The organism is Arthrobacter sp. Cr_A7 (assembly GCF_029222765.1).
GTDB lineage: Bacteria > Actinomycetota > Actinomycetes > Actinomycetales > Micrococcaceae > Arthrobacter.
Genome location: NZ_JARHXQ010000102.1, coordinates 21134 through 34751 on the forward strand (window position 1 = coordinate 21134; position 13618 = coordinate 34751).

Here is a 13618-nt window from a genome sequence, read left to right on the forward strand (position 1 = left end):
ACGCTCGTCCAATTTGTCCCGGGAGAAGCCCTCCGACGTGGCGGCTGGGACAGCGTCGTCCCTAGTGGCAAACCCTGTGGAGAACGCAGCCGCCCGGTTGTTTCCGGTCATGCCACGGCTAAAGTAGCAAGTTTGTTCAGCAGGACACCGCAACGGCGTTGGACTGCCCGGACTCATTGGAGCCGTCGGATGCAGAAATTGTGAAGTTCTCCTGCTTGCCAACAAAAACGGACACTGAAAAGGTGGAAGTGCTTCCCGGCGCGAACCCTCTGGGGTTGCCATTCGCGTAAACAGGGTAGGACTGCACACCAGTGTTGTCTGACGAAGCCTCCCAAGCCAGGATCACCTCACATCCCGTCCGGGTGCGCGTCGATGTACTTATCCGTAGGTTTTGCGGGACTGTTGGTGGCACACTGTCGAACGCATCTGTTGGGCCCGAGCCAGGGTCCGGCCGGGGACGAGGAGCAGGCCGATCTTCCCCGGTTGAGCCCTTGATCTGGTCGACCACATAGGTTATTGGTGCAGGGCCCACGCCGTACACGTCATGGATAAGCTGCAACACCGTAACTATCAGCCCTAGAAACGCAATGATTGTTCCAACAGCAGCTCCGGCGCCGTGTTCTGGTTTAGACAATGGACTCCCACCTTAGATGTCGCTTGCCCTTAGCATGGGGCCTAATTGTTTCAAGGCTGAATGCTCACGCTGTGCTGAGAAGTCCTTGCATCTTCTGTTGACCTACTGCGTCAATACAGGCGGGCCCGGACGTAGCCGTACGTCTGTTGGAGCTTTGCGAATCTTGAGGTCTCGGCCAGTTGCCGCCGACCATTCCGTGATGATTCGTTGGCAGGTGGGTCCGAGCATAAATGCCCCTGGAACACCGGGAAACGGTCCGTCCATGTAGAGGACATACGCAAAGCTGGCCGTCGGTATGAGATTGCTTTCGATTGTCCTCAGCAGGAGGGACAAATCATTGGCCATGGAGACCAAAGAGGACGTCTTCGAATGCGCTGGAAGACCTACTCGTTCTCCTATCAACTTCAAACGATCCGCGGGACTTGCGGCCTGCGCACGGAGATCAGCGACTATTGGTGAGTCGCTGTCCACGGTGAAATATAACCAGCTCAGTGCCGTCGCCGCAGCCAGTTCCTCCCGGGCTAGCTGAGCGCTCTGGCGGCGCGACCGGAGGATGAATTGCAGCTCTTGAGTGATCGCGAATATTCGATCGCGGTCAGTTGAGTTGACTCCGACCAGGTTTCGTATGTTCATAATCGCCTGCCAAATTTCGTACAGAAGTTCTTCGAAGAGCCGGACGAAAGAAGTGTTTGCCGCAGGTGCTTTGTCGTAAGGGAACGGTTTGTTGCCTTCTTCGGTCCCGAAGGCTAGGTCCAGTCCGAAGAGTCGCCAGTACGCATTCCGACGGACTGCTTCGGGTGATGGCCGGATGGCGCTTGTAGACAGCCAAGGAGTCATCGGGTATGCAGCTCCGAAAACCAGCGTCTCCGTCGTGTCGAGCCAGCGCTGGGTGTCAATGGAAGGCACACCAAGAGCCTCACCGCGGCGAAATTCTCTGACTACCCGCTGCATGATTTGAACGATTCTGGTGTTTTCCAAGATGTAGGAGTACATCCAGTGGTCCCACGCAGACCCAGGTGAGGGTGCATACGGGGAAAAACCCCCCAGTTGAAAGAGGCTGCGACGCGCTGGACCCGTCATGGGGATGGTCGATTGCCAAGCGTTCGCTGAGTCCCACACCTGTTCCATATAGAGAACGAGGTCGAGTTGGTCGGCGTTTAGGACGGTAGTCGCAGCGTTCGACGCAGTCATCGGCGCCGGGCCCCCAGGAGGTGGGGTCACCAGTCGCTGAACAAGTTGGGGAATCATTGGTCTACCTCACCTTTCGTAGGAGTATCAAGGAGCAGCCACATCAGGGGCAGGGGCATCAACTGGCGCATCTGCCAGATGGGCAGCACGAGTAATCGAATAGGAGTCCGCGCGTGGGCGAAGATTTGCTCCTTCGATCTGGGCCAAAATCCTGGAGTCTGCCTCAGCGAAGGGGGTCTGGTTAGCATTGAAAACTCTTAGGGAATCGAGGGGTCCGAGCTTTTCCGAGAGCGTCGTATTGATAGTTTCTAAGCGTGCGCTAACGCCGTCGACTCTACTCATGACGCCCATTTGTGCTTCGAGTTGCCTGCAATAGCGTTGCAAGTCCTCGTACGGAGCGGCCTCTATGTCCTCTGGCTGCTTGCTACCTTGAAATCTTTCTAACCCCTTCCTCAGCTCACTTAGATCCTGCTGAAGAATATGCTGTTCCCTTTGTAGATACTCATTCTCTTTTGAAATCTCCTTATTACGAGCTTCCACCTCTGCGTACATTTCTTTAAATTGGGATAGTTCTTCCGTCGTTTGTTGCAGTTTTCCGTTAAGCTCTGAAATTTGTTTCTCTATGTCCGCTAATGACGTCTTGTCCTCCGATTGGCTGCGGGACGCCTGTGCATCATTGGGCTTAGTGTTCATTACCTACTGTCTCCTAATCATTTATGCGGCTGCTGGTGCAGCCGTCATCCAGTTCCTAGCTCGCTCAATCCATTTCGTCGATTCCTCAGGATGTTGAGCCTCCCTGAGTCCAGCGAGGGCCACGATGCGGATCCCTTCCGTGTGGCGCCAATGCGGGGAAGTCCACAGGGAGGCGCCGCCGGCACGCTCGAGGTGATCAAGAGCGCCCGGTGCGACCCTTGCTGGGTCAATTACGCTTGTCATTGGGCGCTGGCCCAATTGTGGAATGGGCGCCTCGAGGCATGCCGCTGCAAGGGACGGTAGTTTCTCATGTGATTGTTCCAGGAGCCGACGTAACGTCGGATCAACAGTGGGACGGGTCAAAGGAAAAGCGGTTAATACAGCTCGCTCCAGCTCATCCCATGGCCCAGCCCCGAATACGTGTCGACAGAAGGCACAGCCGAGAATCGTTCTTAACCAACCTATCGGGTGAGGGTCACCGGCGGGCCATCGAAGAATAGTGCGAGCATCTCCTACCACATCGAACAATGCCGTAACTGAGGCATAACCGGTGTGTAAAAAGGCGAAGACGTCAGCGGTGATCTCAGAAGTCCACGGGACCCACATATCAGCCAGTTCGCGATTACCGGAAAGAGTGGCCCTCAAAGATTTTTCGAGTGCGGGATTCCAATTAATCAAATAGGCGACTTGATGTCCCGTTTCGTGGAATAGAGAGGTGGGACGATACAAATTATGTCTTACAATTTTTATCGCCGCCACGGGGTTCACGCTTCCGGGCGCCCACAACCTGATGCCCGACCGGATGATCGAAGCACCCATACCCTTGTCCACGTAGGAGAGCACGGGAACTGACGTGATTCCCGCTTGCGGCAAGATCGGCTCCATGCTCTGGGAAGCGAGTCCGTCCAGAGCTTGTAGAGCCGCTCGGAGCTGGGGGCTGGTCCGTGAATTCACAGCGTCGCCAAAAAAGTCCAGGGTGGTCTCAACTTGGGTGAACCGTTGCCGGAATAGCTGAACCGCTCTTCCGGCTTCGGGCAGCTCAGACTGGTCGCGTTTGGCTAATTGGGTTAGAGCCAGCGCTGCCCTGCCCAAAGTCAACAGTTCCCTGACAAGCTCAGCCATATGGCGTCGAAGGGGGAGTCCTACGCGCGCTTCGACTGAGGACCACGACTGCTCTGATGCAAACTCTTCCGCGTCAAGGAAAGTAGTCGCGGCGGCCAGCCAATGGGAGGTCTGGCGCTCTAAATCATCAGCGACGGCTTGTAGACCGTCTTTGGTTGCCATCATGGCCGTTTAAGCCCAGGCGTGACGTTCACAGCACCTGTCGGAACGCCTCGAAATACATCTCCTGAAACAACTGACTTGATTGTCGCCAGGCCAAGTTGTCCGTTCAGGGCTTGCCGCACCACTTGCATAGCGGGAACGTTAGCAAGGGAAACTGTAACCGTAACGCCGCTGCGGGGGTCGGCTGCAGCCCTCCCAAATTCGGCTGCCTTTTGTCTAATCCATTCAGTGATAAGAGGCATTATCCACGATTTAATTGCCTTGCGCAGGGCAGCCACGAGGACTGGCATCAACCGCTTCAGCGCTGCTCCAACAAACTCTTCACCCTCCTCAAACTCCTTCATAATTCGGATGCGGCCATTAGGCTTATTGAAGGATTCCGCTAATCCATCCCAGGCAGCGGTAATCGCCGGAACTAAAGCTGCGGTGCCACGGCCGGCGCGCACTCCTTCAGCAATTCGCTGCGCATCCGGCTCCGAGAAGTAAAATGCACACGTGATCCGGGATGTGATGGTGTCGATAACAAGCCATGCTTGAGTCGGTGTCGAAGTAGTCGACCGATTACGTCGCGGTGCCGTAGTAGTTGTTGCTGCATTAAGTGGCTCTATATAGTAAAAGCGTTGTCCTGCCGCCACGCGCTGCCGGCTGCGTAGAAATACTTGGGGGACGGCTACGCCGAGACTAGGCTCTCGCAATAGTAGTGCCGCAGCCCGCGGGGTCAGCGGATGTAGCTGGGCAAGTGAAATCCCCCTGAGACGAGTCCGCTCTAGAGATGCGATGCGCCGCAGGGACGTCCCTACTGTCGCTTGAAATATGTGTATGCGTGCTTTGAAGGGAACCCGCAGTCCGACCGCCCTCAGGCTTGCGCCCAGGGTGATGCCGCCAAAGGTTTTGACACGATCGGCAGCGTCCGATTTCACTTCGACTTCCGGTGCTCGATTGTAGCGTCGATACGGTCTTGTGCTGCGCACGCGCCGCCCAACAAATCGTCCTCCCAATGCTGGGGCTTTACGAATTTCATCCCGTACTAAGCTTCCGGGAAAATTCGAGGCGACGGCGCGTTCGAAAGAACGGACAGCCGCGAAGTGCATGAGATCCTCGTCTTCGAGTTCGTAATCTTCGCTTTCGGCCAGCCCCCTAACGGTGTCCTCGATAGTGTTCGCTAGCAACACCGGGATCGCTTCGTCCTCACGCTCCAGTTCCTCTTGCTCAAGAGAGACCAATCGCAAACCGGTGTCCACGATCGCCGAGGACAACGGGCGAGCAAGTTTCGGGTCAACCCATTTGCTTATGAGTTGTGCAAGGTACTTGGCCAGGAAGCCAACGACGCGAGGTCGGCCAACTATTCTGATTCCCGTGCGTAGGGCAGCGAGTAGCACCGGTACGAATTGCTCGATGGCGGGTGAAAGGTCGTCACTACCCCGGGCACCTTGAAGTGCAGTGATGAGGCGTCCCCGTGCTTCGGCAAGGGCTTCTAATTCGCGGCTGCCGTCTGTGCTCTCAAAACTCTCTTCGAGATCGAACGTTTCAGATTCACCCGCCTCGGTTTCGCCATAGGCCAGCGCTTCAGCCAGCGCTGCGTCAAATGATTCGGCCAAAGTTTCTGGGTCAACTGACATTGCGGGTGATGCTGCAAAGTCTTCAGTGTGCCTGTCACCCTCGTACTCATCTTCCAGCTCCAGCTCTTCCTCGCCGAGAATTCTTCGTGACAGCAGGCGTGCCGGTGCTTGAAGGGGGAGGGGCAACCTGCCAATGGCGAAAGACAAGACCCGCTTGAGGAGTGGCGACACCAGCCTTTTAAGCGCCTTGAGCGCCCCTAGCACGAGGCCTCCGGCAACTTTGCCTACTTTTTTCGCCGCTCCAACGACGAATTTCACAGCACCTTTTGCTTTTCGGATGATGCCTCGAACGAAGTCCTCTCCTGCGATAGACACTTCCAAGGTAGAGGGATCCAACCGGTCTAAATACTCGTCCAACTGCTCATCTCTGAACGATTCGAGGTCTTGCCCGGACAGTGCTTCGAGAAGCTGATCCAAGTATTGTTCACTCGCAATTCGGACTGGTGAGAGATAGTTCTCAGCAATACGTTCCTTTTCGAAGGCTGCACTAGGAGTGGGTGTTTCTTCCGAGAACCGATCGGCGATGCTCTGCTCAGCCTCTGCAAGCAATTCGCCCAGAGCTTCGTCAAAAGCCTCGTCTCGCATCGCGTCATAGGCCTCGTTGAGCAAAGTTTCTGTCTCACTTATGGACTCTGTTCCTTCTGCTTCAGTGAACGGGCTGAAGTCTTCAGTCCAGGGAAGAAAGCCCACCGAATCCGGCCTTGAACTGGCCTCTTCAGTTTCCCGGTCGGCGTCGATTCCCAGGGTCTCGGCGAAGGGGGCTTCCCAAAATGGCTGCGCTCCAGGGCTATAGTCATTTCCCTGCCCCTGAATGATGGTCATCACAGCTCCGTTCTTATGTGTTGAGTTCCTCGGTTACCTGAGCATTGAAGGCATGTTCGTCTGCAGCGGGAGCTGGTAATGCCCCCTAGAAGCAAACCGATGCATATTTCGGCACAGTAAACCGGCATGCGTTACTGCGCTGTTACTACAGCGTTACTGCCATAAACACCACACAAGGACCTGCCCCCAGGGCCTGTCCCCAAAAAAGACGCCGGAAGCCCGCGCGCGAATTCGGGCTGCAGCAAACCAGGCAAAGCTGCCAATGGAGAGCGTCCTGGGGTGGAAAGACTGTGAGCATCCATGAACAACGCGCGAGTAACAGACGCTTCCGAGAATGGTTGTGAGGGAATTGACATTTCCAGTTTGAAAGGCATTGCTGAAATGACTACCAGGTCCAGGGAGTTCGTCGTTACTAAAAAAGCCGGAACAGCACAGACGGAAGTGTATGGCGGAGGAGGTGCGTGGGTGGCCACTTTCACTCAAGGGGCGCGGACGGTAGCGCTTGCCGGTACCGAAAGGACATTTTCTGAAACCACCTCGAGCGCAGTTGTGATTAGCAAGATCCATGTCAGACTGCTACCGGCACCATTTACGGGCAGCGTCAACCGGCAATGGCTGCGCCCAGCCATTTCTGATTCGTCTCCAGACTTGCTGGACATGTCCCTGCAGTACATTTCTGGGGCCCCAGCCCTTTACGATTCGGCAGGGCTCCAAATTGCGGGTCACGCCAAATACGGTGTCTTGTTAGCAAACGGAAAACGAGACGAAGGCGCTGATTTCAATGATTACCTAGGTGTCACGTGGGAATACCTGGGAAGGAGGGACGCCCCGGAACCCGATCAGCTGCATTGTCTGGACTGCTCAGGGTTCGTTCGAATGCTGTTCGGCTACCGTGCAGGCATGAACATGACGCTTTCCCCTGCACCCGGGCAACTACCGCGACGCGCCTTCCAGATGTACGAATATGGCCCGGGTGTCTTGATTCAAGGAAGCGGAAGCCAGGTAAAAACTCTGGACGCCATACAGCCAGGAGATCTGGTCTTTTTCGATGCAGAACCAAACGAAGCTACCGGACAAATCGATCACGTGGGAGTTTTCCTGGGCACCGATACCAACGGCAAGCACCGCTTCATCTCCAGCCGTCAAAAAGCGAACGGACCTACCCTGGGCGATGTTGGAGGACCATCCATCCTTGACGGAACGGGCTATTACGCCAAAGCTTTTCGCGGCATCCGCCGCCTCTGAAGCTTGCTGCAACGTGGCACTGCCGTACCGGGAGCGACTCTGGACCGGAATGGCGGCCATGGCCGATGGTCAGAAGATACTTTAGCTTCTATCTCAAGCTCTCGCTCTAGTAAATTTGCGTATCCCTTTGAAAACGGGTTTGAGGCGATCCAAGGCATCTGTTGGCGTCGTAATTAACTCCATATCACTGAGGGCGGACTGCACCAAGTTGATAATGCGTCGATCGTCTTCGCCAAAGTCGGACGAATCCTGCAAACTGAGAATGTAGTCCTTCAGCTTGCTTGCTGTCGCCTCCACGGCCTCGCGATAAGTCCTTTGCCATGTCTTATCTACGTGTTGACGAATCCAGGAAAACTCTTCCAGCGATCCCCTTTCTTTAGCCCAGCCATGGGCCAAAGAGCCAAGATCTTCAATGCTTATCCACAGCTCTGCAAAGCGGGCCGCCCTATCTGAAAGTTCGGGTAATCCGGCACTGCCCTTCCGAGCGTGGTCGATCCCGAAACCAATAAGAGCGCCAGCCGCCATTTCACCCGCCTGCTTCACCAACTCCTTCCCCCCCTCGCCTGCGGCTGCCCCCAGTTCAGGTGGTAGACCGAACTGGCCTGCTACCGCTGCTCCCACTACTGGCGGGATAATCCGCATCAACACCCTAAGCAGCGTGGAAGTGGCGGCCAGCATCACTGGAGCTGCTTGGCGAGGCGCGAAACGCGGGTCGAGCCTTTCCTCCAGTCTCTTGACTATGAGGCGAAGGTGAGACCGCGCATCGTCCAGTTCGGCACCTGTGATGGTACGCCGCCGAAAGGCCTCACCCACCACTACCAGCGCAGCTTCCGTTTCATCCACCATCTTGTAAAGCGGAGGCGGAGGCCTGTATCCAAAGGCGTGAAGTAGTGGCTCCAACGAGCGCTGCGCGAAACCAATCAGGTTTTCGATGCGATCGGTCTCTATTACCAGACTGGCTGTTTTGAGTGTTCTCCAGAGCTTGTCGTCCTCGACAACGTCGTGAACCGCTTGAAGTGCTGCGCTGAGCATAGAGGCCAGAGACCGCGCGAGTTCTGGATCCTGGCGCAGGTACTGTAAATCGCTCGCTTCTTCAGAAACGAGGTCGTTATAGGCTTTTGCGAGGCTATAAGCGTGATCTGACCGGGGTCCCTCAATCATCCTGAATCTCCTGCCTTGCGGGCATACCAGTGTCCATTGATGAAATCCCCCGCCGCGTTACTGCTCCGTTACTGCGACAAATTCACAACCTCCAATGCGGTGGGCGTTCTCCATCAACTCGAGAGGAATAAAGGCCGGGTGGGCTACCGCAGCTCTTCACTTCTGTCCTTTCCAGAGCCGCAACATGTGTCTTCGTCCGAGTTGCTTGTTTTTCAACTTGGGGAGTTGTCATAGGTGTAGACGGCGGCCATGGCCAGGGGTGAGGTGGAGCGTCCAAAGGTATCAAGCGCCTCCGGGTCAGCCCACAGCGATTACGCGTAGTATCACCCCGTGCCCTACGGGCGGGGAATGCCGGCCGGGGCTTGAATCCGCAGATCCCTGCGACAGATGCCGGGTTCTTACATCCAACGAGCATCCGGATCGAACGCCGATATTGGATATTCTGTCAAGCTATTCGCGGAGGTATTGGCGGAGTCCGGGGATTGCGAAGTCGACTTTGCCGTAGCCGGCGGACTCGATCAGGCCCGCAGCGATGAGCCTATTCCGGTACTTGGATACGACGTTGGGCTTGGCTTTGAGGATTGCGCCTATCTGGCCGGCGGCAGAGGGCCCGTCCTGGCCGGCCATCGCGTCAAGGAACTCGCGGTCTCTGTCCGAGATGTCTGACAGTGCTGATTCGACGACCGCCAACGTGTTCCGTCGTTGGGCCGTAGCGATTCCACGCTGGACGTTGGTCTGGTCGAGTTTCCATCCTGCCTTGTCGGCTTCGAGGCAGAGGTAGTAGGCGACCAGTCGGATCAGGAAGGGATACCCCCCGTGGCTTCGGCGGCCTTTTGGATGAGGTTGGGGGAGATGCCGATGCCTCCCTGGCTGAAGAGCTCGCTGTACGATGCGGTGACTTCGGCGATGGCGGCTTCGTGGAGATTGATCCTGTCGGCTCGCCGCAGGAAGGTGGCAACGCCTTCATTGAGGAGATCAGACACGGCCGACGGGAGGCCGGCGAAGATCAGGCCGATCGGCAGCCCGTCGCGGATGAAGTGCTGGACGTCGGCGGCCAGTTGGGCGATTTCTGTCCTGCCGACCGCGTGGATCTCGTCGACGGTGACGAGTCCTGTGCCTTTCGCATCCAGCCAGCGCAGCAGTTCGTTCCCCGTCCGGCGCCAATCGGCCGCCCGTTCCGGAGGGAGCTGGGTTGTCAGTCCGAACCCTGCTGCGGAGAAGGCGGTGATCCTCCGGGAAGGGGGCCCGTCCCCGTAAAAGGATTCTGCACCGCACCCTCCTCGGGTGAAACTTGGTGAAAGCAGTGAAACTCCTGCCACGCTAAGCCAGCCTCTCGACCAGAAGCAAGACCGCCCAGGGGAGTCGGTAGTATCGGGGCCATTCCTCAGGTTTTCATCACCCGGGCGGCACTCGCCGCTCCGTGTGCTCGTCAATGGAGGGCTGGAGTGTGTTGTCCGACGCTGCGCGCCAGCTATCAGCTCTTCATCAAAGCCCTACTGGATGCGGCCACAGACTGAGCTTCCTACTGCATAGACACAGAGGCGCTTTCAGTCCCGCCACCCGCCGACGCCATCTGCTGGAAAGGTAACGGAGGGCATCCCGGACAACTTCAAGCAGTCGCTGTTCTGGGCCTGTCTCAGAAAGAAGTCAAGACGAACACGAAAGCTCGTCCGATTGGTGTGCCCTCACTAGACGGTTCCTTACCGCATGGCAGTTTAGCCAGGGTGGGGGCGTGCGGCGCCTGTCACGAGAGGTAGTGCAGAATCGCCCGGGCCGTTTCCTCCGGAGCACTGACGTGGGGGCAGTGTCCGGTGGCCTGAAGCTGCATCAGGGTGCTGTGTTCCAGATTCTTGTGCAGGTAAGCGCCCACTTCCGGCGGGGCAAGGCGATCGTCGGAGCACTGCAAAATCAGGCAGTTGGTGCGCAACTTTTTCAGTTGAGGGCGGGTGTCGGAAAAGAAGGTTACCTCGGCGAAGTGGCGTGCGATGGCGGGATTTGTCCGGCAGAAGCTGGCACGCAGGTCCTCCGCTAATTCCGGCTCCTGCGGGTTACCCATGACCATGGGCGCCAGGGCCGCTGCCCAGGCGAAATAGTTGCTGTCCAGGGATGCCAGCAGACCCTCGATGTCTTCCCGGGAAAACCCGCCCACGTACCCGTCGTACGGGTCATCCGTATGACGGGGCGAAGGAGCAAGCAAGACAAGGTGGGAGAAACGGTTGGGGTCCCGCACTGCGGCGATCACGGCGATCATTGTGCTGACGCTGTGGCCCACCAGGATGACGTCCTCAAGTTCGAGGGCAGCGCAGATCTCGAGCAGGTCTGACGCGTACCCGTCCAGGGACCCGTACTTCTCCCAGTCATAGGCGCTGATGTCGGAGTTTCCCGCACCAACATGATCAAAGAGCACCAGCCGGTAATCATCAACGAAGTAGGGCAGCAGCTTCCGCCACATAGCCTGATCGCAGCCAAAACCGTGGGCAAACATCATTACGGGCCCATCATCCCGGCCGGTTATGGTGACATTGTTCCGGCCGATTACCGCAGCAACTGCTTCGATCACATTCTCACTGACGCTCGTCTAGGGTGGTGTCCTGCCCCAGACTATCCACGGGAAACAAAGAATCCTAGGGATGCTCCCACTATGACCTTCACGGCTGGAAGTCGGGAGCCGTCGGGGTAGCTCCCATTGCAGCAGTAGAGGTGGGTTACCCATAGGAAATCCCCGGCAGGATATTCCTGCCGGGCATTCCAGTGAAGTAAGGCCTACTTGCTGCCCGCCGCTGTACGACGTTCCCACCGCTTCATGAGCTGCGGCACGACGGCTACGAGGATCACGACGACGTAGGCGGCGATCGAGAACGGTGTCGAGATCAACGCGCCGAAGTCTCCGTCTGAGATGGACACTGCTCGGCCAGATCAGCGAGAAAGGGTTAACTGACGGCCATCTCACCAAGCTTTGACCATCCATCCACCCTGACGTTGACGATGTCCGGCGTCGCGGAGAGGTAGGCGGGAAGTTCGGTAGTGGCTTGTTTGAAATGGTCCGACTTAACGTGTGTGGTTCCGGACTCGTCGTCGCGGAAGGCCTCCACCAGTACGTAGGTGTTGGGTTCTTGGACGGAGCGTGACCACTCGAAGAAGAGGCATCCTTCTTCTGCATTCGTTGCGGTAGTGAAATTTCTGGTGATGTCAGCCCAATTATCGGCATGCTCAGGTTTTACGGGGAATTTTGCGGTAATGAAAATCATTTCTGATCCTCTGTTGAAGGAGTTACGAACACTGCCTGATGCATCGCGTTTCAGCTGTGCGGACAGCACTATGCGGGTCGTCTGCGGCCGCCCAACCGGTCTGGAGACACATGGCCAAGGCTGCGATCCCCACGCCAATGGCGAGTACGCCGGGGAACTGCACTGCGGCGTCGTTGGTTGTCAGGGCACGAGGATGGCCCGGCCGCGCACTTTGCCCGCGTCGAGGTCGCTGATGGCCTGTTGGAAGTCATCGAGAGCGTATTTCTGGGTATGCAGGGTGACGGCACCGCGTGCCGCCAGGGCCATCAGGTCCTGGAGATCGTTGTAGGAGCCGACGAGATTGCCGATGATGTTGATCTCGGCCGAAACAATGTCGATGGTGGGGACATTGATGTTCTCGCCGTAGCCCACAACGTAGTAATCCCCGGCCTGGCGGAGCATGGCGACGCCCTGGGCGGTTGCGCCTCCTTCACCGACAAAGTCAATGAGCGCCTCCGCTCCTTTGCCATTGGTCAGTGCAAGAACTTGCTCGACTTGGGTGCCGTCGGCCAGGACGCCTTCATGCGCCCCGATTTCCTTGGCGAGGTCCAGGGCGGCAGGGTTGCGGTCGACGACGATGATGCGTGCGGGTGTGAGCGCCGTGAGGACTTGGATCCCGATGTGTCCCAGTCCGCCCGCGCCGATGACGACGCAGGTGTCCCGCGGGGTCAACCGCTTGGCTGCTTTAGCGGCCGCGTGATAAGCGGTCAGGCCTGCGTCGGCCAGCGCGGCGACGTTGGCGGGCTCCAGGGAGTCGTCGATTTTTACGACAGATCGGGCGGACGTCAGAATGTATTCGGCGTACCCGCCGCTGGTGTCGATGCCCGGGAACTTGCTCTGCTCGCAGTGCACGTCGTCCCCGGAACGGCAGGCGCGGCAAAGACCGCAGGTGATGAGGGGGTGCAGGATGACTTTGTCGCCTTCCTGCACGTTGGTGACGGCGCTGCCGACTGCGTGCACCCATCCGGCGTTCTCGTGGCCAATGGTGTAGGGCAGGTGGACCTGGGATTTTTCGGCCCATTGTCCCTCGAGAATGTGCAGGTCCGTGCGGCAAACGCCGGCGCCGCCGATTCTGACGACGACGTCGAAAGGGCCGGTGACTACAGGGGCCGGTACTTCTGCCATTTTGAGGCCTTCGTGGTAGCCGACTACCTGGACGGCTCGCATGGTGCTCATGAGTGAATCTCCTTGACTTTAAGCGGAAGTAGTTCGTGGTGGTCTTTGGCCTCGGCGCCTTCGGGGCGTGCGCGCTGGTCTGCGCCGGAACCCTCGTAGCGTGTGCGCAGCAGGCCGCGGCAGAAGTGCGCGTTCCCGTCAATGGAGATGCGGGTCGAGCGTGCCCGGCGCAGTGCCATCGGGACGGCCTCAGGGGGATATGGGTCGCCGTCGTGGTTAACCAGGACGATGGAATCAGCGGCCTCGGGCAGGCCGAGCGCTGAGCGCCTGCGCAGCAGAGAATCCTTGTTTCTTCCGGTTGGAAGGTCCCCGAGGCGAATGGTCCCGACCTGCGTTTCCGCTAGTTCGGGGTTGGCGCGAAGGAGGTCGGTAAGGCACCTTTCCATGGCAGCGGTGTGGGCCTTACGGCGGAACGTCCAGCGCAGCTCTTCCAGGCTGTCCTCAGCTTCGTGCAGGAACGTGCCGCGGTACCCTGCGTCTGCCGCGAGCCCGGCATTGATGAGGTGGGA

General features: G+C 57.8%; 11 protein-coding genes and 1 pseudogene. 1 reads left to right on the top strand and 11 read right to left on the bottom strand.

Annotated elements, in window-relative coordinates:
• Positions 1-736: 736 nt before the first annotated feature.
• The 3 genes from P2Q66_RS06265 to P2Q66_RS06275 form a co-directional block, all read right to left on the bottom strand.
• The gene (locus tag P2Q66_RS06265; protein WP_275726410.1) at positions 737-1627 is read right to left on the bottom strand and encodes a hypothetical protein; all 891 of its coding nucleotides are present in this window, start codon (positions 1625-1627) and stop codon (positions 737-739) included.
• A gap of 282 nt (positions 1628-1909) precedes the next feature.
• Entirely contained in the window at positions 1910-2515 is a 606-nt protein-coding gene (locus P2Q66_RS06270) for a hypothetical protein (protein WP_275726412.1), read from the bottom strand.
• A gap of 1283 nt (positions 2516-3798) precedes the next feature.
• On the bottom strand, positions 3799-6240 hold the full coding sequence (locus P2Q66_RS06275; RefSeq protein ID WP_275726414.1) for a hypothetical protein: 2442 nt from the start codon (positions 6238-6240) through the stop codon (positions 3799-3801).
• A 300-nt stretch (positions 6241-6540) separates the two neighbouring features.
• Here P2Q66_RS06275 and P2Q66_RS06280 point away from each other — a divergent pair, with 300 nt between their 5' ends.
• On the top strand, positions 6541-7485 hold the full coding sequence (locus P2Q66_RS06280; RefSeq protein ID WP_275726416.1) for an NlpC/P60 family protein: 945 nt from the start codon (positions 6541-6543) through the stop codon (positions 7483-7485).
• 93 nt (positions 7486-7578) lie between these two features.
• Here the strand turns inward: P2Q66_RS06280 and P2Q66_RS06285 are convergent, their stop codons facing one another.
• From P2Q66_RS06285 to P2Q66_RS06320, 8 genes and pseudogenes are all read right to left on the bottom strand, one after another.
• On the bottom strand, positions 7579-8646 hold the full coding sequence (locus P2Q66_RS06285) for a hypothetical protein (RefSeq protein WP_275726417.1): 1068 nt from the start codon (positions 8644-8646) through the stop codon (positions 7579-7581).
• Positions 8647-9096: 450 nt separating this feature from the next.
• On the bottom strand, positions 9097-9336 hold the full coding sequence (locus P2Q66_RS06290; protein ID WP_275726419.1) for a hypothetical protein: 240 nt from the start codon (positions 9334-9336) through the stop codon (positions 9097-9099).
• A 107-nt stretch (positions 9337-9443) separates the two neighbouring features.
• Entirely contained in the window at positions 9444-9965 is a 522-nt protein-coding gene (locus P2Q66_RS06295) for a hypothetical protein (RefSeq protein WP_275726421.1), read from the bottom strand.
• Positions 9966-10390: 425 nt separating this feature from the next.
• A complete protein-coding gene (locus tag P2Q66_RS06300) occupies positions 10391-11206 on the bottom strand; it encodes an alpha/beta hydrolase (protein ID WP_275726423.1) in 816 nt (271 codons plus the stop codon).
• 203 nt (positions 11207-11409) lie between these two features.
• On the bottom strand, positions 11410-11550 hold the full coding sequence (locus P2Q66_RS06305; protein WP_275726425.1) for a hypothetical protein: 141 nt from the start codon (positions 11548-11550) through the stop codon (positions 11410-11412).
• Positions 11551-11576: 26 nt separating this feature from the next.
• Positions 11577-11894: a putative quinol monooxygenase gene (locus P2Q66_RS06310; protein WP_275726428.1), complete on the bottom strand. Its 318-nt coding sequence runs from the start codon at positions 11892-11894 to the stop codon at positions 11577-11579.
• A gap of 180 nt (positions 11895-12074) precedes the next feature.
• Entirely contained in the window at positions 12075-13109 is a 1035-nt protein-coding gene (locus tag P2Q66_RS06315) for an NAD(P)-dependent alcohol dehydrogenase (protein WP_275726430.1), read from the bottom strand.
• Positions 13106-13618 (bottom strand): annotated as a pseudogene (locus tag P2Q66_RS06320) (metal-sulfur cluster biosynthetic enzyme); the annotation flags it as partial. The pseudogene P2Q66_RS06320 and the gene P2Q66_RS06315, both read right to left, overlap by 4 nt.